The organism is Aeromonas sp. 603757, assembly GCF_049171255.1.
GTDB classification, from domain to species: domain Bacteria; phylum Pseudomonadota; class Gammaproteobacteria; order Enterobacterales; family Aeromonadaceae; genus Aeromonas; species Aeromonas veronii_A.
The window spans coordinates 182,689-204,304 of the sequence record NZ_JAAKOE010000004.1 but is presented as its reverse complement, the minus strand read 5'-3'; the positions used below and the strand labels follow the sequence as shown (position 1 = coordinate 204,304).

13 protein-coding genes and 1 pseudogene are annotated in these 21,616 nt (G+C 51.7%); 11 read left to right on the top strand and 3 right to left on the bottom strand.

From position 1 onward, the window contains the following. Nucleotides 1–106 precede the first annotated feature (106 nt). From G5332_RS05855 to G5332_RS05810, 10 genes are all read left to right on the top strand, one after another. Complete coding sequence (locus G5332_RS05855) at nucleotides 107–295, top strand: DUF3283 family protein (RefSeq protein WP_421311174.1); 189 nt, start codon at nucleotides 107–109, stop codon at nucleotides 293–295. 179 nt (nucleotides 296–474) lie between these two features. Further along, nucleotides 475–1,242 carry an LEM-3-like GIY-YIG domain-containing protein gene (locus G5332_RS05850; RefSeq protein WP_270659885.1) on the top strand — a complete coding sequence of 256 codons (768 nt, stop codon included), beginning with the start codon at nucleotides 475–477 and terminating at the stop codon, nucleotides 1,240–1,242. A 164-nt stretch (nucleotides 1,243–1,406) separates the two neighbouring features. Continuing rightward, complete coding sequence (locus G5332_RS05845; protein WP_421311173.1) at nucleotides 1,407–2,171, top strand: hypothetical protein; 765 nt, start codon at nucleotides 1,407–1,409, stop codon at nucleotides 2,169–2,171. 13 nt (nucleotides 2,172–2,184) lie between these two features. Beyond that, nucleotides 2,185–2,733: a BREX protein BrxB domain-containing protein gene (locus tag G5332_RS05840; protein WP_171280305.1), complete on the top strand. Its 549-nt coding sequence runs from the start codon at nucleotides 2,185–2,187 to the stop codon at nucleotides 2,731–2,733. Between the two features lie 17 nt (nucleotides 2,734–2,750). Next, entirely contained in the window at nucleotides 2,751–6,224 is a 3,474-nt protein-coding gene (gene brxC, locus G5332_RS05835; protein ID WP_421311172.1) for a BREX system P-loop protein BrxC, read from the top strand. A gap of 126 nt (nucleotides 6,225–6,350) precedes the next feature. Continuing rightward, entirely contained in the window at nucleotides 6,351–9,782 is a 3,432-nt protein-coding gene (locus tag G5332_RS05830) for an Eco57I restriction-modification methylase domain-containing protein (RefSeq protein ID WP_421311171.1), read from the top strand. Nucleotides 9,783–9,792: 10 nt separating this feature from the next. After that, entirely contained in the window at nucleotides 9,793–11,073 is a 1,281-nt protein-coding gene (locus tag G5332_RS05825) for an AAA family ATPase (RefSeq protein WP_421311170.1), read from the top strand. Next, on the top strand, nucleotides 11,070–11,678 hold the full coding sequence (locus tag G5332_RS05820; protein ID WP_421311169.1) for a hypothetical protein: 609 nt from the start codon (nucleotides 11,070–11,072) through the stop codon (nucleotides 11,676–11,678). Before G5332_RS05825 ends, G5332_RS05820 begins: the two co-directional genes overlap by 4 nt. Before the next feature lie 32 nt (nucleotides 11,679–11,710). Continuing rightward, on the top strand, nucleotides 11,711–13,753 hold the full coding sequence (gene pglZ / locus G5332_RS05815) for a BREX-1 system phosphatase PglZ type B (protein WP_408140223.1): 2,043 nt from the start codon (nucleotides 11,711–11,713) through the stop codon (nucleotides 13,751–13,753). Nucleotides 13,754–13,796: 43 nt separating this feature from the next. Continuing rightward, nucleotides 13,797–14,840, top strand: coding sequence for a hypothetical protein (locus G5332_RS05810; RefSeq protein ID WP_408140225.1), 1,044 nt, complete (start codon nucleotides 13,797–13,799; stop codon nucleotides 14,838–14,840). A gap of 22 nt (nucleotides 14,841–14,862) precedes the next feature. Here the strand turns inward: G5332_RS05810 and G5332_RS05805 are convergent, their stop codons facing one another. From G5332_RS05805 to G5332_RS05795, 3 genes and pseudogenes are all read right to left on the bottom strand, one after another. Beyond that, nucleotides 14,863–16,719: a DEAD/DEAH box helicase family protein gene (locus G5332_RS05805; RefSeq protein ID WP_421172046.1), complete on the bottom strand. Its 1,857-nt coding sequence runs from the start codon at nucleotides 16,717–16,719 to the stop codon at nucleotides 14,863–14,865. An 8-nt stretch (nucleotides 16,720–16,727) separates the two neighbouring features. Continuing rightward, complete coding sequence (locus tag G5332_RS05800; protein WP_247824029.1) at nucleotides 16,728–18,734, bottom strand: DEAD/DEAH box helicase family protein; 2,007 nt, start codon at nucleotides 18,732–18,734, stop codon at nucleotides 16,728–16,730. A 152-nt stretch (nucleotides 18,735–18,886) separates the two neighbouring features. Further along, nucleotides 18,887–19,728 (bottom strand): annotated as a pseudogene (locus tag G5332_RS05795) (IS5 family transposase). A 482-nt stretch (nucleotides 19,729–20,210) separates the two neighbouring features. Between G5332_RS05795 and G5332_RS05790 the strand changes: the two are divergent. Continuing rightward, nucleotides 20,211–21,383 carry a hypothetical protein gene (locus tag G5332_RS05790; protein WP_421311168.1) on the top strand — a complete coding sequence of 391 codons (1,173 nt, stop codon included), beginning with the start codon at nucleotides 20,211–20,213 and terminating at the stop codon, nucleotides 21,381–21,383. The last annotated feature ends 233 nt before the right edge of the window (nucleotides 21,384–21,616 follow it).

Below are 21,616 nucleotides of genomic sequence, written 5' to 3'. Positions count from 1 at the left end.
CCTGTATTTATATACAGGCATTATAGCGCACCACCTTTGAACCAGCGCAAGTCCCGCATGCCAGTGATGGCGTACCATGGCGCCAACAAATAACAAAGAGGTCAGTATGAGTCACAATCTGTGTGCCCTACCGAAAGAGCAGCAAGAGCAGGTCGAGGTCGAGAAGGCCGCCGCATATGCGGTATGGAAGGAGCGCAACGGTCACTTGGCCAGCGCAGAAAGCGAAGCAAGCCTGCATAAGGGTGAGCTGGGCAGCTATTTTCTCGAGCAAGTGGGTAAATACAAACGAGGCTAACTCTATCTGGTTGAAAATGTTACATGTACACATGCCCAGTATCGAAGGAATTGTCATAGCCCGATAAAATCGCCTCTCACTACTTTTAGACGCTCGTTACAGCAACTCGGGTCGTCTTAGTCGGCACACGAGCGGTACGGTAATAACTCAAAAAATTTATTTAAAATAATGGCTGTGTTATGCAGCTTGCACGAGAGAGCAATAACCTGAACATGCATGTCCAAACGTTAGAATCATTCCCCCCTGAAGTTGTCAGTAAACTGCAGTACTACGTTTACCGGCTGATTGATCCACGCAATGGCGAAACATTTTATATCGGCAAGGGGAAGGGAAACCGGGTCTTCGCTCATGTCCAAGGCAGTGTTGAGGATGACGCTGTATCGGAAAAATTGGAGCGAATTCGCGCCATCCATCTTGCAGGGCTGGATGTGGTGCATGTTATTCATCGGCATGGTATGAGCGAAAAAACGGCCTTTGAGGTCGAAGCCGCGCTGGTTGATGCCTATCCGGGGATCACCAATATCATGGATGGGCATGGCAATAGTGAATTTGGTGCCATGCACTCAACCGAGATCATCCAAAAGTACTGTGCTCCCACTGCCGAATTCCACCATAAGGCGCTGTTGATCAGTGTTAACCGTAGCGCATTAGAGTGGTCACTTTATGACGCAACCCGCTTTGCTTGGCGTCTCAATAAAGATAAGGCCTGCCAAGCAGATGTAATTTTAGCCACGGTGCAGGGGCTGATTGTCGGTGCATTTATTGCGCAGCAGTGGATTGACGCAACAGCTGAACATTTTCCAGGTAAAGAGACCATTGAAGGACGTTATGGCTTTGTTGGCCATGAGGCGTCTGAGGAGATCAAAGCCATGTATGTCGGCAAGAGGCTGCCCGATGAGTTTCGCAAGCGGGGAGCTTCAAACCCCATCAAATATACCTGGTCGTGAAAGCTCAGAGCACAAACGGCAGCCAAATATGCGCTTATCTTGTCCAATCGACATAAATTTTGAGTTTTGGTGACCTGGCTTCATAGAGCAATCGCCCTCTGAGGGGTAGAATGACGCTCCTTTGATAGCATGAACTGAGCGCCGTTAGGGTCAATAGAGTATTTATGAGTAGCGAAGAACACCTGGTTAAGCTGGGCTTTAAATTTGGTAAAAATGGTGCCCACTCGGCTAGAAGCTTGATGTATAGCGAGCTAAAAACGCTGCTGGATGGTCGCCCTGAGCAGGCAACCCGGCATGACTATCAGCAAGATATCGAGCTTTACAATGTGCTGCATAAAAGCAGCGACAATGCCCGCAAGTTGACGTTCCGCCACCTGGTCGATCTGTATGGTATCTCCCCGGATATCCCTTTGTTTCACGTGTTTCGCCAGCTATGGGAGCGAAGTGAAGAGGCTCAACCTCTGTTGACCTTGCAACTTGCGCTGGCCAGGGACCCGTTATTAAGGCAGACCCAGTCGTTGATTAGTACGACCCCGTTGGGAGACGTACTGGAACGTGAACAGGTGGAACACGTTTTAGCCGCCCCCGACCCTAACCGTTTCAGCCCGGCTTCCCTGCGCTCGTTTGCCCAGAATATCAACGGCAGTTGGACGCACGCCGGGTTCCTGCAAGGCAAATACAAAAAGGTGAGAACCAGTCCGGTCGTGACCTATGTCAATGCGGCATTTGCACTCTTTCTCGGTCACTGTGAAGGGCGTGCCGGACAAGGGCTGTTTCAGACTCCATGGTTTCAACTGCTAAGCCTGGATCCGGCAGAGGGATATGAGCTGGCCTACATGGCATCGCTGCATGGCGTAATTAGCTACAAGCAGGCTAGTGGCATTGTCGAAATCCGCTTCCCCCTCTGGCCAATAGTGCCAGCATCTTGAGGAGAACGAGAGCATGGGTGATCGCCTCTCAAAACTGATTAAGCGTTTTACCACTTATATCTCGGTGCCTTGGCGCTCGGTGCTATCTGCCGAAGAGCGCGCTGTCTTTGTGGTGTACCACAAAGAAGATGAGTTAAAGCTGCGGGCTCGGGTCACTGAATTTCAACTGGCCGTTGAGCAGCATGGTCACCGTTGGCAGTTGTTGGATATCACAGATGCCTTCCCCAAGTGGATGGGGGAACACGACTATGCAGACGCCTATTTCGCCGAGCCGGAACTGCTGGTGGGCAGTTATGAATTTTTTGCCGAAGAGCTGGCCGAGCGTCTGAAAGAGGAAGTCGATAAAACCCTGGGGAGCAACGATGTAGTGGCCCTGCTGGGCACTGGCACACTGTTTGGTTTTGCCTCTGTTTCTGGGTTGGTGAAGGCGCTCTCTCCAGTGGTAAAAGGCAAGCTGGTGGTCTTCTTCCCCGGCGAATATCACGACAACAACTTTAGTCTGTTAGATGCCAAGGATGGGTGGGGATATCACGCCACCGCCATCTGTCACCATAACGAATAACAACAAGGAATTACGGGATGCTAAATAGAGAGATTTACAGTAACGATCCGTTGCAATCTGAGTTGGCCAACAACGGTGTGGCCGTCGTCAACGATGATCAGAGTGCCGAGTCCTTCGCTACCCTGCGTTATGAGCTTAAAACCTTTGTCTGTGATGGCGCCTATGAGGCGGGCATGCAGAAAATTCTGGCGGCCTATCTGAGCAAGCTAGACGCCAAGGTTGAGCAGTCAGGGGTCTGGATCAGCGGTTTCTACGGATCGGGTAAATCTCACTTGGCCAAGATGTTGCGCACCTTCTGGACCAATCAACGCTTCTCTGATGGTGCCGATCCCTTGAGCCTGGCCGATCTCCCTGCAGGCATTCGCGAGCAATTTGCCAAGCTGTCACTGCTCTCCCAACAATACCAGGGTTTGCATGCCGCTTCGGGTACCCTGGGAGCGGGGATGAAGGGCGACGTGCGCCTGGCGTTCTTGTCCATCATCTTCAAGTCCGTTGGCCTGCCGGAGCAGTACCACCTGGCGCGGTTTGTCATGTGGTTGAAAGCCGAAGGTGTTTTGCCGCAGGTGCAAGAGTATGTGCGCTTGCATGCCAAAGCCGTAGGTGAACAAGACGCCTGGCAAAAAGAGCTGCGCAACCTCTATGTCTCGCCCATTCTGGCGGCGGCCTTGTTACAAGCATTTCCGGATCTGGCGCCGTCGATCGCCGAAGTGGGCAAAGCGCTGCGCGCTCAATACCCCAATGTGGCCACCATTACCAATGATGAGATGGTGGATGCAGTGATGGACGCCCTGGCACGCAATGGCCAATTACCTTTGACCCTCATCGTGCTGGATGAAGTGCAACAGTTTGTTGGTAGCGATGAAGATCGGGCTCATGTGGTGCAAGAGGTCATCGAAACCTGCTGTAAAGACAGTGCCTTTAAATCCAAGATGCTGTTTGTTGCCACCGGGCAAAGTGCGCTAAGTGACACCCCTAACCTGCAACGCCTGATGGGCCGCTTTGTGGTTAAGGTGCAACTGGCCGATACCGATGTGGATGCAGTGATCCGCAAAGTGATCCTGCAGAAAAAAGAGAGTGCCAAGGGGGCAGTCGAGGATCTGATCCAGAAAAACCTGGGCGAGATCAGCCGCCATCTGCGGGGCTCCAAGTTTGAACATCAACGGGATGACGAACAGTGGATGGTGGCCGACTATCCGTTGCTGCCGGTGCGTCGCCGTTTCTGGGAAAAGTTGCTGCCAGCCCTGGATAAAACCGGCACCGGCTCACAGCTGCGTAATCAACTGCGTATCACCCATGAGGCAACCCGTTACGGGGCCGAAAAGGCGCTTGGCTGTCTGATCCCGGCCGATTTTATTTACGATCAAATCGTCAACGATCTGGTCAATAGCGGAGTAGTGGGGCAAGAGATCTATGCCGAGATTGGCAAGCTCAAAGATGGCTCGCCTGAAGAGGTCCTGCAGGGGCGGATCCTCTCCCTCATCCTGATGATCAGCAAATTGCCGAGCGAAATTGACTACGGCATTCACGCCAGTGCAGAAACCCTGGCTGACTTGCTGATCGAAGATTTGGAGAACGAGAAACATGACCTGCGCCCACGGGTCAATGCGGCGCTGCAGGCGTTGGAAAAGGCCTCGCTGATCATGGCAGTGCAGTCTGCAAGTGGCGTTGAGTATCGCCTGCAAACGGCCGAGAGCCAGGCTTGGTATGACATGTATCGCCAGCAGCAAGCGGAGCTCCGTGCCGATCCAGCACGACTCGATGGCCTGCGCAATCAACTGGTGCACACCATAGTGCGCAAGTTGGTCAGCCAAGTGCGCCTTACCCAAGGCCAGGTGGCAGAGGGGCGCACCCTGAATGTTGCGTTCGATGATGAGTTGCCCAACGATGCACAAGAGAAGCTCTACGTCTGGGCACCGGGATTACCGGAGCGGCAACTGCAAGATTTGGCGCGCGCAGATAGCGCAGATAATGGAACCCTTTATCTTTATATCCCCTCAGAGGGTAAGAGCAAGCTTAACGCAGCCATCGTTGAGAAACAGGCGGCCACCATGACCCTGGACGTCAAACAAAATGCGGTGGTGACCGAAGCGGGTAAAGAGGCCCGTGCCGCTATGATGTCGAGCCAGCGCAATGCCGAAGCCGAGGTCAAGCGCTTGACCGCTGAGATGGAAGGGATGATGTGGCTGCGTCTCTCCGGTGGCAGTGAAGTGGGGGGCGATACCTTGGTGGCGCAACTGCAAGCTGGGGCCGAAACGGCCTGCGTGCGCCTCTATCGCAACTTTGATATGGCCGATCACAAGGAGTGGGCCAAGGTCTACACCCGTGCCAGTCAGGGGGATGCCGATGCGCTAGAGGCCATTGGTCATCAGGGTGAGGCGCAAAACCACCCGGTCTGCCGTGAAATCAAAAAGTTTATCGGGGTGATGAAAACCGGTAGTGAAGTGCGCGAACACTTTGGTAAAGCCCCTTACGGCTGGTCCCGCGACGCTATCGATGGCGCACTCTTTGCCATGTTGGCAGCTGGCGTACTTAAAGCCAGCGATACCAAACTCAACGCCACCGATGCGCGCAGCCTGGAGCGTGCCCAGGTCGGCCCGACCCAGTTCCGCCCCGAAACAGCCACTATCGGCAAGGTACAATTGATCAAGGTGCGCAGCCTGATCAACAGCTTGGGGGTGAGTTGTAATGCAGGGGAGGAGAGCAGCAAGCTTGCCGACGCATTACAACAGGCCAAGGCGCTGGCTCGCCGTCTCGGGGGCGAGGCTCCCTTGCCACTGCCCCCCTCAACCCAGCAACTCGATGAGCTATTGGTGCTCTCGGGCAATGATCAACTGCTCGCCGCGTTTGAAAGCAAAGAGGCGCTGCAAGCCGAATACGAGAGCTGGAAAGCACAGCTTGAGCTGGTGGCCGAGCGCAAAGAGCAGTGGGACAACCTGCAAGGTCTGCTGCCCTACTGCCGTGAACTGGCGGTGTTTGCTGAGCTCAATCAAGAGTGCGAGGCCCTGCGTGCCGGTCGTACCCTGCTGCAAAGCCCTTCCCCGGTGCAGCCGCTACTCAACAAAGCCATAGACGCGTTGCGTAATGCCATCATGGCGCACTGTGACCGCTATGAGCAGGAGTACCAGGCCTGCTACCGCGAACTCGACAGTGACCCAAGTTGGGCCAAGCTCACCGACGATCAACAGAGCCAACTGCTCACCAAGCACGGCATTGCCAAACTACCCGCGCTCAAACTGGGTAGCTTGCACGAGGTACAACAGAGCCTGGATAACTGCTCCTGGCAGGGGTGGAACGATCGAATTTCAGCCTTGACCTCTTATTTTGATAAGGCCCTGAGCGATGCAGTCACCCTACTCAAACCCAAGGTCCGCCATATCTCGCTGCCAAAGCCGCTGATTGAATCAGAACAAGATCTGAAAGCCTGGCTGGCCCAGGTAGAAGATCAGGTGCGTAGCGAACTGGCCCAAGGTAACCCGGTGCGCGTCAGCTAGTGCGCTGAACAAAAGAGAAACAATAAGGCCGATGCGGCAGACTTACCGCGTCGGCGCTTAGCCCAATCCCCGCATTCTATTTAAGGAACATGGGGTCACCCATCTTCCACATATCGAGCTAACACCATGAGACAAGCCCTGGATAAGACTCTCAGAACCCAGCTGGAAAGCGCCGTCCTCGCTGCCCGTGAGGTGGTTGAAACCGCCTGCCGGGAAGAGATTGAGCGCTTAGGGGTGGCTGATGCCACTGTGCCCGCCTTTCTGAACGACGGGCAGCGCAAGCTGCGTAACCGCCTGCGGGCCCACGCTCGCCAACTGGGCGACCCGCTTCACGATAATGGCAAGCAAGAGACAGCTCACCTGCTGGCCGAGATGGCCTACGAGCAGTGGCACCGCATGCTGTTTGCCCGTTTTCTCGAGCAAAACAACCTGTTGATGTATGACGCTTATACCCCGGTCACCCTGGATGAGTGCGCAGAGCTGTTAGAAGAAGAGCCCGACTGCGCCAGTGCCTGGGAGCTAGCAGGGCGCTTGGCAGCCAAGATGTTGCCCCAGGTGTTTAGGATGGATTCCCCCGTGCTGGCAGTACGCCTGCCCATCAACCATCAGCGCACCCTCGAAGGCTTGATCATGGCCCTGTCACCGGCGGTGTTCGAGGCACAAGACAGCCTGGGTTGGTGTTATCAGTTCTGGCAAAGCAAGCGCAAGGACGAGGTCAACAAGTCCGGCGTGCCCATCGGGGGCGATGAACTGAGCCCGGTTACTCAGCTCTTTACCGAGCCCTATATGGTCTCATTCCTCTTGGATAACGCCCTGGGTGCCTGGTGGGCCAAACGTCGTCTCACCGATGATCATCTGCGCCATGCCAGCGATGAGCAGGAGCTCCGCGAGCGCGCCGCGCTCCCTGGCGTGCCCCTCTCTTACCTTCGCTTTGTTAAAGTGACGGATACCCAAGGGGAGTATTGGCAACCGGCCGGTGGTTGGTACGACGCCTGGCCCCAAAATATCAGCGAACTAAAAACCCTCGACCCTTGCTGCGGCTCCGGCCACTTCCTGGTGGCGCTGTTTCTGATGCTGGTGCCGATGCGCATGCACCTGGAAGGGTGCGATGCCAATACCGCCATTGAGCGGGTGATCACGCAAAACCTGCATGGTTTGGAGCTCGATGGCCGCTGTATCGAGATTGCCGCCTTTGCCCTGGCGCTCGAAGCCTGGCGTTTCCCCAATGCCGGTGGTTATCGGCCACTGCCAGCCTTGCAGCTCGCTTGCTCCGGGCAAGATGTGCTGGCCGCCAGCGATGAGTGGCAGCAGCTTGCCAAACAAAATCCGGAGCTTGAGCCGGCCCTTGCTTGGTTGATGCGCCAGTTTAGCGATGCCCCAGTGCTGGGCAGCCTGATCGATATCAAGCGTGCCCATTACGAGGGCAAGGCTCAAGGTGCCCCGGCCCCCTGGCAGCAACTGCTCGATGCGCAGGCGCAGAATGCAGCCAAGAGCGATGATGATAGCCAAGAGACACAAGTGGCCGCTCAGGGCTTAGCCCTGGCAGCCAAGCTGCTGGCCGGGAGCTACCATCTGGTGGCCACCAATGTGCCCTACTTGGGGCGAGGCAAGCAGTGCGCCGAGTTGCAAGATTTTTGTGATGAGTACTACCCGGAAGCCAAAGCCGATCTGGCCACGGTATTTTTGGAGCGCTGTCTCGACTTTAATTCCCTGGGCGGCAGTTCGACCATTGTCTTGCCACAGAACTGGTTATTTCTGACCAGTTATAAGAAGTTTCGCGAGAAGTTATTAACCGAGCAAACCTGGAATCTAATTGCCCGTCTTGGGCCAAGAGCCTTTGAAACTATCTCCGGTGAGGTGGTACAGGCTATTTTAATTACTTTAAGCAAAGGTGTGGCGCCTAAAGAGGCGTTGCTGCGCGGGGTGGATGTGTCTGTCTCGAAAACCGCCGCCGACAAAGCCGAGCAACTGCGGATTGAGTCACTGAAGAGCGTAGAACAAGCCAAGCAGTTGGAGAATCCTGATGCGGTAATTTATCTAGAGTCTGACGGAATTGGTAGTGAGACATTAGAATCCCACGTTGAACGAACTGAGGGGCTAAGTACTGGGGATTTATTGAGACTTAAGGTCTTCCATTGGGAAATCGACTCCACAAATAAAGACTGGGTGTTATTCCAAAGTACAGTGAAAGAGAGTATTCATTTTGGAGGGATGTCAGGAGCATTGTATTGGTGTGATGGGAATGGCCCAATGAACTCTTTGACAGGAGCCAGAATTACAGGTCAAAAGGCCTGGGGAAATAAAGGTGTCTTAGTAAGCCAGATGCGTATGTTGCCTGTAACTATTTATGTAGGGGGCAAGTTCGATGATAACTCCGCAGTGGTATGGCCTAAAGATAGCACTGAAACACTCGAAAGCATTTGGTCATATATGTCCTCAGCTCAGTTTGGTCCGGATGTCAGAAAGATAGACCAATCTCTGAAGGCCACCAGTAACTCTTTGATAAAAGTAGAGTTCGATTATTCTAGTTGGTTAAAGAATGCAAAGTTGTCTTACCCGCATGGCCTCCCCAAACCTTACACCAATGACCCCACTCAATGGATCTTCCATGGTCACCCCTGCGCCTCAGTCGTATGGGACGAAGAGAGCAAATGGACCAAAGAGGGGCCGGTGCGCTTTGATGAGTCCGTACTGCAGGTGGCGGTAGCTCGCCTGCTGGGGTATCAGTGGCCCGCCGAGCTGGACGAAGAGATGGAGCTGGCCGATGAGCAACGTCAGCTGGTCGATGAGGTGACCAAGCTGAACGCCTTTGCCGATGAAGATGGTATCGTCTGCCTCCCAGCTGTGCGCGGTGAAGCTCCGGCCCATACCCGATTGGAAAAATTGTTGGTGGCGGCCTACGAGGATGACTGGAAAAACGGTGCCCTGGATAAGCTGCTGACCGCCGTAGGTAGCAAGAGCCTGGAGCTTTGGCTGCGCGATAAGTTCTTCGAGCAGCACTGCAAACTGTTCCAACATAGACCCTTTATCTGGCATATCTGGGACGGCCTAAAAGATGGCTTCTCCGCCCTGGTCAACTATCACAAGCTCGATCGCTCCGGCTTAGAGCGCCTGATCTACACCTACCTGGGCGACTGGATCCGCATCCAGGAGCAGGGGGTAAAAGAAGCCCGTGATGGTGCCGAAGAGCGCCTGACCGCCGCCAAAAACCTGCAACAGCGCCTCGAGGCCATCTTGGCCGGTGAAAAGGGGCTCGATATCTTTGTGCGCTGGAAGACTCTAGCCGAACAACCCATCGGTTGGGAGCCGGACCTTAATGATGGGGTGCGCCTCAATATCCGTCCCTTCCTCAAAGCGGCCGATGTCGGCAAAAAAGGCGCCGGTATCCTGCGCTTTAAGCCCAATATCAACTGGAACAAGGATCGCGGTAACGACGTCGCCACAGCCCCTTGGTACACTCTGGGCCTGCAATATGGTGAAAAAGAGGGGGCGCGTATTAACGATCACCACTTGTCGCTAGAAGACAAACGCGCCGCCAGAGCAAACCAACCCAAATGATGGAAGCCCTATGATCGATACGCTCAAGACGGTCAATGTTGGCCCTGCCCCTAGCTTGTCGCTGGCCTTTGGCCTGCGGCTCAATCTGCTCACCGGCGATAATGGCTTGGGTAAGAGCTTTTTGCTGGATATCGCCTGGTGGGCGCTGACTCGCCGCTGGCCAGCTGAGATCAACCCTAAGCTCACCACAGGGCGTAAAGCCCTGCCCAGTGAGGTTGGGGAGGCGAGCATCAGCTTTTCATTTACCGCCAAGAGTAAACGTGAAGAGTACCAGAGTACCTTTGCCCGCCGTGAACAGAGCTGGACCGGCCGCCCCGGGCGGCCTGCCAACCCTGGCCTGGTGCTCTATGCCATGGCTGACGGTAGTTTCGCGTTGTGGGATCCGCACCGTAACTACTGGCGCACCCAGGGAGAGCTCGATATTCAAGAGCGTCTGCCCGCTTATGTCTTAAGCCCCAGTGAAGTATGGGATGGCCTGGCCAGTAGCGATGGCAGTTGGTTGTGTAATGGCCTTATTCGCGATCTAGCCAGCTGGCAAAAAGAGAAAGGGGCGGCATTTAAACACCTGAAAGCGGTACTTAAGGCGCTCTCCCCTTCTCCTGATGAGATCCTGACCCTGGGAGAGCTAACCCGGATCAGCCTGGATGATGCGCGGGATATCCCGACCATCCGCATGCCGTACCAAAAAGATGTTCCGGTGGTGCATGCCTCATCAGGGATGCGGCGTATCTTAGCCCTGGCCTATCTGCTGGTGTGGGCCTGGCAAGAGCATCAGCAGGCGGCCAAGCAACTGGGGGAACCGGTGACCCCCCAGATCACCTTTTTGATCGACGAGATTGAATCTCACCTGCACCCCAGCTGGCAGCGCAGCATAGTGCCCACCTTGCTGAGCGTCATGGGGTTGCTTGATAAACAGGCCAAGGTGCAGTTGATCACCGCGACCCATTCCCCCTTGGTGATGGCCTCGGTCGAGCCGCTGTTTGATGCCAGCCAAGATGCTTGGTTTGATCTGGATCTGGCCCAAGGCGAGGTGACGCTCACCCGGCGCGCTTTTGAGAAGCAGGGGGATGTCACCAGTTGGTTAACCAGTGATGCCTTTGACTTACCCAGTGGGCGACCGCAAGAGTATGAACCGTTGATCAAGCAAGCTTCGGCGCTCTTGGGGCAAGCAGCTCCGGATCCCCAGGCGCTCGCTGCCATGTATCAGAAATTGCTGCTCGCGTTAAAGCCGACCGATGAGTTTCTATTTCGCTGGCGTGCCATCTGCGATAAGAAGGGCTGGCAGTTATGATCCCGGTGCAATTGCAACCTGAGCCTGTTGATTTTGATGCCAGAGTGCGCCAGCCGGGGCATGATTGGTTAGCCACTAATGGCATAGCGCCCAATGCCCCACCACCAGTGGCATCGGATTTGCCCAACTATTGGACGCGTTCTAACAAGCAGCTGTGGGATGCCTACAGTGGTGTCTGCGCCTATTTGGCGATCTATTTTGAGTGGGTTATTGGCGCGGCCTCGACCGATCACTTTGTGGCCAAATCGCAGAATGCGGGTGAGGCCTATGAGTGGGATAACTACCGCCTGAGCGCCCTTGGTCCGAACCGCAATAAGAATAAGTTTGATGATGTGCTAGACCCCATCGGTTTGGCCCCTGAGACCTTTATCATCAACTTTGCCAATGGTGAGATTGCGGTCAATCATGCGCGTTATCCTGCCGGAACAGTTTATGCAGCAGATGCTGCGGCAACTATTACCCGTCTCAAGCTCGATAGCCCGGAGCATAATCAGATGCGCGCCCGGCATTATGACAACTACTTGAAAAATGACTGTTCGCTCGCTTTTTTACAACGCCACTCTCCCTTTGTTCATGGCGAGCTGATCCGCCAGGGGTTGGTTTAAGCCTTAAGGCGCGAAACAGAATCGAGAATTCCATGCAAGTTATCGACTATCTGGTTACTCAATTGCGCGACAGCGCGCGTTATAACTCTCAGGTGCAGGTATCGCCCGCAGTGGTGCTCTGGACCGATGAAGCCCGGCAGTGGCAAGCTGCCATGCCGATTATCAAGCGCTATTTACCCGAGCTACTCGAGCTGGGTGAGTATCTGCCCGCCGAACGCACCGGTCCCGCAATTTGGCTAAAGTGCATGATTGCAGGTACTGCACCAGAGCAATCCCTGCCTGCTGATACCATCCCGATCCTCTATCTGCCCGGTGTCAGTCGCAAAGATCTGCGGGCCATCGACCAATGCTCGCTTGCCCTGCAACCCCTTGCCGAGTTGCAGTATCGCGGCTGCTGGTGGGCCTATAACACTGCCGGGCGGGATTGGAGCGTGGGCTCTTTTTTAAGTAATCCCAAAGTGGGGTTGCAGCTTGATGTCGCCAAAGATGGTAAAACCCAGCAAGCGTTGCTAGAGGTGTTGCCTGATCTGCTGGAAGCCCAGGCCGCTAGTTTGCAGGGCAAACGGTTAGAAACCAGCGATCTCTATGCGTTGGCGGGGGGCGACCCAATCCGCAATATGCTGGCTTGGCTCAATGAGCCTGAGGCCATCCAAAAGGAGTGGCAGCAGAGCAACCGCTGGCAGCACTTCTGTGGTCAGAGCCAAGATGCGTTGGGTGTTGACCCTGCCAATGCTGAGATCTCGTCGTTGTTGCCGCTGCTGTGCGATGCACAGGGACCCTGGCAAGCGGTGTGGGAGCGTTTTAGCGACACCGCCGTACACCACTCTTCATTGATTAAGGCTCTACATCAGGTGCAGCCCAGCGAATTGCTCTCTGAGCCAGCCCGCTACCCCTTTTGCAATGAGCATGAAGAGCAACGGCTGGCGCAGACGCTAACCACCTTGGTTAACGAGGAGGTAGCAACCATTCGTACCCACCTGGCGTCGCTTAACGTTGAGCATGCACCCCGGCGTGAGTGGTTGTGGGCTGGGCTCGGGCTCTCCCCCTGGGCGATGTTGCTTGATCCGTTAAGCCAGCTGAGTGAAATGACACGACAGCCACTGGGGGGGCCGGATATTGAGACCATGGCCAGCTATTACCAGGAGAAGGTATGGCAGACCGATGATCTTGCCCTGCAGGTGATGGCCCTGGCGAGCGATAGCGCCATGGAGCAGGTAGCCGCCGCGCTGCTTGGCAAACTCTATACCCCTTGGTTAGAGGCGGTGACCCGGCACTTCCAGCACTTGGTGAAGAGCCAGGGGTATCCGGGGGGCCAGGGTGTGCAAGAGCCGGTAGGAGCATACCAGGGGGCCAGTACCGTACTCTTTTTTGTCGATGGGTTGCGTCTGGATATGGGCCATCGTCTTATGCATCTTTTGGCGCAGGCTAACCTGCAAGCCAGCTTGAAAACCCGCTGGAGTGCACTCCCTAGTCTGACGGCGACAGCGAAAGCGGCAGTGACTCCCCTTAGCCCCTTGTTAACCGGGGATCTGGAAAGCGACAAATTTGTCCCGCAATTCGCCGACAGTGGGGCTGATTTCTCGAGCCATTATTTCAAGAAAGGGCTAGCCGAAGCGGGCTGGCAATATCTGGAAGGACACGACTGTGGTGAGCCAGAACAAGGTAAGGCTTGGGTGCAGTGTGGTGACCTGGATAATCTTGGGCACGAGCGTCAGCAGAGCCTGCCGAGATTTATCGATCATGCCTTAAAGGGGGTGGTTGAGCGGATTGTGAGTCTGTTGGATGCCGGTTGGACCAGAGTACATGTGGTGACCGACCATGGCTGGTTATGGAGCCCAGAGAAACTACCTAAAGCAGAACTGACCAAACACATGACAGAACTGCGCACGCCACGCTGCGCCATTTTGAAAGGTAATGGCCAGAGTGACTACCTGCAATGCCCCTGGCATTGGAACCCCGCCGTGCGAGTAGTGATGGCCCCCGGGATCAGTTTGTTCCAGGCAGGGGATTACTACAATCACGGCGGTGTGAGTCTGCAGGAGTGTTTAACGCCAGAGCTGATGGTTTCAAGGTAACAAGGGTATAGGTGGGAGTTGTTGGTACAACTCCCTGTTTGAGATGGCAAAGAAAAAAGTAGGTAAAAAAGTAGCACCTATCGTCCAGCGTCGTGGTGGCGTTGAGTCGAGAAGTATCTGGAATATTGCTGCAGCTGTGAGCCAGGATCAGTTGTCCTATCATGCACATGATGAGGCACTGCCTTTTATTATATCACCAGCGAGCGGATGGCCCTACTCAAGGGCAGGATCCTCTACTGACTTGGAGGGTTATATTCGAATTTACCATCATCGGGATTATCTATTTAGAAAGTTAAATACGACTCCGATAGTTGGTAATGTCAATATTAAGCCTCCAAAAAAGAACAAACGAAAAACATTAACTTTGTCACATATAGAAGGACCGTCATTATTTATATCCCCAGCGTCAGCTATAGATAACTTACTCATCGAGCTAGCAGAGCTGAATCAACTTCATGATTACAATGAGAGACAAGGTATAGCATCTTCTCTTTCTATATCGCTTTTGAATGGTTGGCCTTATTCAAGAGAATCAGCTCAATCTGAGCTTGATGAACATATTAGAGTCTACCATCATCGAGATTATTTATTCAAAAAATTAAACACAACCCCAATAGCACGGAGTGTTAAAAACAAAAAACTAAAAAATAAAGGTTCTGGACGTGAGGTTTTGACTCTGCGTAAAGTGGAGAATGTGACACAATTTTCGTGGCCCACGACCGCTATACTTACGTCAAATCACAGTTTGATGGAGATTAACTGGCCCAAGATTGGCATCCTACAAGCAGTTGGGTATCGAGTCGGCGATAAAGGACTGTTTAAAAATGAACGACAAAAAATTTTAAGTGAAGTCTATAATAGCAAGTTGCCATTAGTCGAAAGCCAACTTTATATGAATGAATGGGGAACTCCTAAATCATCACGGCGATTGTATAAGGTTGCATATACTATCGCAGCCTTGGTTAGAAATGCGAAAAGAAAAACCAAAGCTGATATGCGCCGTGCAATAACTGACTGGGAAGATGATCTCTCTTGGTTACGAAGTAAGTATTATGTTGATATGATGTGGGACTGGCCATCTACATAACGAAAATGGCCAGACGATGGAGTCAATTTTTGAAAATTGAATGTTCTTGGATTCGGCTTATCGAGATATTTATTTCGCCATTTACAGCAGACTGCATCTCTCCACGTTTAAACAAAACGATGATGGTATCATCATAGTCAATTTCTAGGGACGTAGATAATTCAATAAGGTCATCTTCATCCATGGTGCGCTTATAGGCACTCTGTTTCCGTGATAAGTTATATACACTGAAAATTGTCGCCATTAATCGCTTGCAATCTGTACTCTCACCACCACCAGGATTGACGACCTGGTTAAATACTAATGGCTCACCCTGAGCAAGGGTTCTAATAAATGATAAAGTTCGTGCTTTAGCACAACTATCGGTAAAGTCATTGTAGGTGGCGCCATTGACCCACTGTGCCTTGATCCAGTTTTGATGTTCCCCTCGCAAAGCCCGGCCACTTTTTATAAACGGTCCACCGTCTTTAAGATACTCATCTCGAATCAGTCTGATAGCTTCTAATTCATCGTTATCGAGTTTGTAGCCGCTAAAGTCTGGCTCAATCTCATGCAGTTTCGCGGGGACTATGCGATAACGCTCAGTTAAATAGATAAACTGGTCTGGCTGGATAGTGGTTTTTACGGAGTGCTCGACACTACTGCTAATGGTGAGGCCACGGTCAAAACCTGCGACATCATAACGTTGGCAGATATGTTCAAACTGAGCATGTAATGCTGAAAAGTCACAGTGTTCAGATTGAGACTCAAGATGATCAAGTAATTCACTATATGCACCAATCGCATCAAGGTTAGTATAATGGATTGCCTTGGTGTTGTTATGGTAGCCACATGCTCGACCAATATTTGCCTGGACGATTGCCGCTATATTTGAAATGGTACTATCCCAGCTGTTAATTAACTCCTCTTTCATTTTCGAGCCGAAGTTTATGCCTGCTCGAAAGCCTGCAACTGTAATAGCAATGAGTTTATCATCAAAGAGGCTGGCAGCATCATAAGCGTATTTGAAGTCTTGAACCGAGCTAATTTCATGTTCTTCGACACCAGCTAGCTTTTGGCCAATAATAAAAATCTGGTCTTCTGCAATCCCTTGCTCAAGCAGAATGGCCTTCACTGAAGCAGCTGCGCCACTTTGTACCCTAACGAGGCTCCAACCTGGGCCTTGATGTTCAAGAAATTGTCTGATGAATCGTCTTCGCAATAGGGAGTCTTGGCAAAAATCTCGCTGTGTCGGATCGAGCTTCACGATCTGATGATGCTTGTGCATGCTCCGAATACCGTGGTAGTCGGAGGTTGTTTTGTGAAATACCAGTTGAGTGTGGTACTGATGTTTTAGAATTGAGTCAGCACCAGCGGCATAGAGAGCGCTAAAAGGGGTTGCAGAGATAAATGCAATCTTACAAGCACTATTTTCACTATCAAGGTAATTGAATACATCACTGTAGCGAACGCCATCTTGATGAGTGCCGTAATGGCACTCATCAATGATGATCAATCGTGGCTGTTGATGCTTAAACTCGGATGCCAGAGTAAGCCGGAAATTCGTGAAATTACTCACGACCATGTTGGGGCATGCCGCGAAATCAGATTTGGCCTGCTCTAACAGCGCAAGGTCAGCCATCGTGACCAAGTACAAGGTATCTTTTAACTTGCGACGATCACATAAATCACTGTCAGATAATGAATTCCGCTGCAGACAACTAAGTGCTAAGGCAATACCAGACTTTCCTGATTGCATCTCTGCCGCGATAACGACAGCTCTTGATCCATTATCGAAATGACGAAAAGCACGCTGCGCCGCATTTATCTGATGTGAGAAGGTATTACCAGATAGTACTGACGCAACTTTTTCTCTATGCCGTGTTACCTGATTGTTCATGTGATTGTTTAACTCACTGAAACGTTGCGCTGTTGCTCAGAAAATTGCGATTCATCATGGATGATTGTTTCATTTTCTGGCAGTTCATTGGCGGCAGCTTTCATACGGCTTACCTCGGCATTATATTCCCCACGCTTATAGAGTACGAACATGGTGTCATCGTGTTCTATACCAAAATGATCACACATTTCGTGAACATCATCTTCAGTCATGACCCATTTGTTGACATTATTGCGTCGGGACATGTTATAAATACTGAAAATGGTTGCGGTGACGAGCTTTTGCTCTGTGTATTCACCAGAGCCAGGCATGACAATAGTATTGAATTCTATAGGCTCTTGCTGAGCAACTTTTTGCGTAAAATTTAGGGTCCGTTCTTTCATCGTACCCTCTTTACGTGCTTTTTCCTTGTTATCATAGGAGTCGCCATTGACCCAATGAGCTTTTACCCAATTTTTCTTGGCACCACGCATGGCACGAGAAGACTTTACCGAAGGACCAGAATCTCTGAGTAGCTCTTCACGTAGCAATGCTATGGCCTGCAGGATTAATTTATCCTCGGTATGCAGTGTGAAGTCGTAATCAGGATCAAGCAGCTTCGCTGGCACGGCAACGTAGCTATCGGTCATGTATGTTTCAACATCACCTATGGGTCGACGCCGCTTGTTTTTGACGGTTAATCCGACATCCAAACCATTGACATTAAACTCTTGGCATACATCTTCAAAAAATTCTTTGAGACCATCAAAATCAGAGGCGGCGTGTTCACTGGTATTTTTATCAAGGTAATCCAGGATTGCCCCATAGGCTTGTGCCGCATTAAGGCTTGTGAAGTGATGTGCTTCTCGATTGTCATGGTACCCACAGGCTCTGCCAATGTTAGCTTGTACCACTGCTGCGACACTGGTTACTGTACTGTCCCAGGTGGCAATGAGCCGCTGTTTCATATCTTGACCAAAATTAATCCCTGCGCGGCAGCCCGCTACAGTAATAGCAATGAGCTTTTCGTCAAAGTCGATGCACTCATCGAACTCTTTTTTAAATCGCTCAATGGTAGTTAATTGGTCTTCTGGGACACCACGGAGATCTTTGCCAAGAATATGAACATTCTGATCTGCAAATCCAGCTTGAATAAAACCATTTTTTGCCTCCATTGCAGCACCAGGAGGGACTCTGACCAATACCCATCCAGCACCTTCATGTTGCTCGAGTAAGCTTAGTAGTTTCTCTTTGGCTGGCGAGTCATCCAGGATATTTCTCGAGTCGGAATCCAATCCAGTGACTTTATTGGACCGCAGCATTTCCCGAACACCGTAGTACTCGTTACTGGTGCGATGGAATACCAATTTGGTATTAAAATCACGCCGTAAAATTGAGTTGCGAGCGGCCTCTTCGGCTGCTTCTGCAGCTTCGATAGCCTCTTTTTCTCTGTGATTATGTTTTGCTATTTCTTCTTCGTGCTTGGCAACATCATATTCAGTCTCTGCCGCATAGAGAGCCCCAAATGGCGTCGCAGAGATAAACACTACTTTGCAATCTTTATTCTCTTTTTCGAGGTAATCAAAAACCTTGCAGTACCGAATAGCTGCTGCATTTGAGCCATAGTGACACTCGTCGATCAGGATCAGTTTGGGCGGATTACCTTTAAAAGTTCGCTCTAAATCTTGGTCGAATCGAATAAAGTTACTAACAACCACATTTTTGGCATCCGCCAGATCTTTTTCAGCCTGCTCTAACAAGGCAACGTCAGGCATGGTTATCAAATATAGAGTGTCTTTGAGCTTGGATCGGTCGCAGATCTCTTTATCACTCAGTGACAGACGCTGCAAACAACAAAGAGCGAGTGCCACACCAGACTTACCAGCTTGCATCTCTGCAGCAGTGATAACCGCTCGGACATTACCACTCAGTGCATCGAATGTTTTTTGTGCTGCGATACGTTGATGATCGTGTAATTTTTTCCCTGTAAGGATGGCATTAACTTTTTGTCGCAAAGAGTCGGCTTTGGCTGTCATGAATAGGGGATCTGTGTGGTCAATAGATAGGTCTGTTAGTTTCACACAGCTGTCTGCAGGTTCCAACTGTGAGCGTGTAAAACTCGTGTGTTCAATGGTGTTGTTGACCAAATCAGCCAGCAAGTCATGACATTCACCGCCACAAGTGACCGTTACACTCGTGGTTTCCTGACAGGCAGACCCAAGGTGTACAGTTTGTTGATTACACCAACATACACCATTACTTCCGATACCTGACCATTGTATGTTCGGAGACTAATTTTGCCTGTCATCAACTGCTTGAACCGATACATCGCTGTCTCTGCCAGTGAGCAACGGTGATACCCCAACATCTTCTTCCAGTACGCCAGTCAGTCCTTGCGCATCACCAGCTCCGCCTCATTTCTTGGATGTCCCTTTTCCCATAACCCCGCGTTCTTGCGAGGCTGGATACAGGCTTCGCTCCTTTGCGCGCTATCAGCTTATGGCTGGCTTCGCTGTCATAGTACCATCCGCATAAACACGTCCTAGCTTGCGCCGCAGTGGATTGAGCAGAGTCGGCATCACCACGGCATCATGCATATTTTACAACGAGGCTTCCGCCGCCACGATATCGTGGGTCACCGGGTCTACCACCAGATGCAACTTGCGCCAGACTCGCCGCTTCTCCGAGTCGTGTTTTCTGACCTTCCACTCGCCCTCACCGTGCATGCTCGCTTGCTGACACAGCTATAGTCCGATGTGCACAACGGCATATTCATCAACTGAAACAGAGAGTCGAGTAGTCCCAGGGTTGCTCGCAGAGTCAGAGTGAGGTTGAAAATCCCCTTGGGTATCAGGAAGGTGCTGATGGTCTGGTCAGTGTAGAGTTGGCTGCGCCCCGTCGCCCATGATGATCGTGGTGAAACCAGTTGCTCATGACCTAGACATCAACCCAGAAGGTGAGTGAGCCACGGTTAATCAGAGACCTGTTGTATTCAGGCCAGTTGGTGATGGAGTGAAGCGACGAGCCCATGAGGCAAACTTGAAGAGGATGGTGGTGATCAGATCACCACGGTTCCATTCAAGCTGCATCGATTTGGGCAATCGCGCCTATTTCAGCCAAAGACATTGGTAATAACAATTATTTTCACTTGGACGTCTTGGGTAGCAGGAGTATCCGGCATCTTGGGTTAAGCCTAATGGCTGTGATACCGCCCTGAAAAAAGAAAGACAAGTCGAACATGGGATCTACACTCAAGATATTGATAAAGTTAACTTTTAATATTTGACATTTCCTCGCAGTGAAGATAATGGTACCCACAGTAGCCCTCACGATGCCCCAAAAAATGGATTTGCGAAAATCATACCGTCTGTTGTAGGGTATTCTTGCTTCGCCAGCATGACCTTCGCACGAGTCGAAACAGGCCTGATGATTCTTAACCTTCTCGTAGTTGATATCATGACCTTGGATGGTTAAACGTGCGGCATGAAAACCCAAGGTTCGAGGATGCAACTATGAACCTATCCAATCTCGCTCGTGAAGCACGCAGAGCTCTGCAACTCCTTTCTGGTACCACCACCACTCATCAACAAACGCTGGAGTTGCTAGCTGCAGCTCTGGGTTTTGGCTCGTATGCCGCGCTGACATACAGGTCGATCGTGCTGGTTGATGCCGACGTTCAAGAGACACCCATGTCTACCAATATCGAGCGTGTCCAGGAGCGAGCCAAAGACATTCTTGGCCAAGAGATACCAGCCCACATTATCGTTGACATCATGCGCCAGCATCGAGTCCATGTGCTGACCCTCCTCGAAGAAGATGAGGTCAACAAAGACGAAAATCCACCTTATAGACCGTCTTATATACCGGCTTATGCTCTGCACCAATTAGCACGCTTGGCCCCCCTCATCGACCACCCCAATGGGGAAAATTACGAGGTCGTTGACAGTCTGGTCAAGCAGGTCAGACGCATAGCTGAGAGAGAGCACATCCCCGCTCTTCTCGTGGCCTTGTCTGACCATTTGTCTGTCCCGTTACAAGAACCCGAAGCATACCTGGATTTTGCTACGCTGGAACGTCGTGATGAGGCTTACCGGTTGTACCTTGGTGGTGCTGAGCTGCACGGCGAACAGCTGCAAATTGCAAAGTCCGAGGCATACGCTAGATGGCGAAAAGGCATGCACATAGATTTGCTGCTCGATGCCATTGCACTTGACGATGAAGATGCCGAAGATTTACTGGCAGATTGGATTAGGCACGACGATCAAGGCGTAAACCTCAAGTACATCAGTGGTAGGAATCTTACGTTGATTGCACCGATGCTGATGGAGTCCAGCTACCATGATGACGCAGTTCAGGCATGGCTGGCTGCCACCAAACATAACGGTATCAAGCACAAGCTTGTATCAAGCTGCTACCAACACGATCTCCTGTATAGAGCTACCGTGAATACCTACTTCTCTCGCTTGTTTTCAGATAATGGGTGGTGCAGTCGCGAGCCGAAGATTGAGCATAAATACCACGACTATCTGCTCCTAAAATGCGATACAGAAGAACAGGCGTCGTACCTCTTTCCCGATTGGAATAATCGGCAAGGACGTTCCGCTCTCAGAGCCTTGAGTCCAGCACTCGATGAACAGGCCAAGCTTGATGCAAAAAGAATCTTTGATGCCTACCATGCTCGCTGACAAATTATGGTAATAGGCAGTTGAGTCTGTAAAGACTCACCTTCCCATCTGCATCACAATAAACGGCCAGCTTGACCATCGTTTGAAGGCCAAGCTGGCTTCGTCAACTCCAGCCTCAATACAGACAGCACTCCAGCTCGTTTGCTTACCTGATTTGCTCGATAGCTGGTCAGTATGCCACGCCGCCCTAACATCCGGTTAGTTTTCATCATCTACCCCCCCTCCCTTGTCAG

Excerpts from the sequence above, each read along its gene's own strand:
- G5332_RS05855 (WP_421311174.1), top strand. The coding sequence starts at position 107 with ATGAGTCACAATCTGTGTGCCCTACCGAAAGAGCAGCAAGAGCAGGTC.
- G5332_RS05850 (WP_270659885.1), top strand. The coding sequence starts at position 475 with ATGCAGCTTGCACGAGAGAGCAATAACCTGAACATGCATGTCCAAACG.
- G5332_RS05845 (WP_421311173.1), top strand. The coding sequence starts at position 1,407 with ATGAGTAGCGAAGAACACCTGGTTAAGCTGGGCTTTAAATTTGGTAAA.
- G5332_RS05840 (WP_171280305.1), top strand. The coding sequence starts at position 2,185 with ATGGGTGATCGCCTCTCAAAACTGATTAAGCGTTTTACCACTTATATC.
- brxC (WP_421311172.1), top strand. The coding sequence starts at position 2,751 with ATGCTAAATAGAGAGATTTACAGTAACGATCCGTTGCAATCTGAGTTG.
- G5332_RS05830 (WP_421311171.1), top strand. The coding sequence starts at position 6,351 with ATGAGACAAGCCCTGGATAAGACTCTCAGAACCCAGCTGGAAAGCGCC.
- G5332_RS05825 (WP_421311170.1), top strand. The coding sequence starts at position 9,793 with ATGATCGATACGCTCAAGACGGTCAATGTTGGCCCTGCCCCTAGCTTG.
- G5332_RS05820 (WP_421311169.1), top strand. The coding sequence starts at position 11,070 with ATGATCCCGGTGCAATTGCAACCTGAGCCTGTTGATTTTGATGCCAGA.
- pglZ (WP_408140223.1), top strand. The coding sequence starts at position 11,711 with ATGCAAGTTATCGACTATCTGGTTACTCAATTGCGCGACAGCGCGCGT.
- G5332_RS05810 (WP_408140225.1), top strand. The coding sequence starts at position 13,797 with ATGGCAAAGAAAAAAGTAGGTAAAAAAGTAGCACCTATCGTCCAGCGT.
- G5332_RS05805 (WP_421172046.1), bottom strand. The coding sequence starts at position 16,719 with ATGAACAATCAGGTAACACGGCATAGAGAAAAAGTTGCGTCAGTACTA.
- G5332_RS05800 (WP_247824029.1), bottom strand. The coding sequence starts at position 18,734 with ATGACAGCCAAAGCCGACTCTTTGCGACAAAAAGTTAATGCCATCCTT.
- G5332_RS05790 (WP_421311168.1), top strand. The coding sequence starts at position 20,211 with ATGAACCTATCCAATCTCGCTCGTGAAGCACGCAGAGCTCTGCAACTC.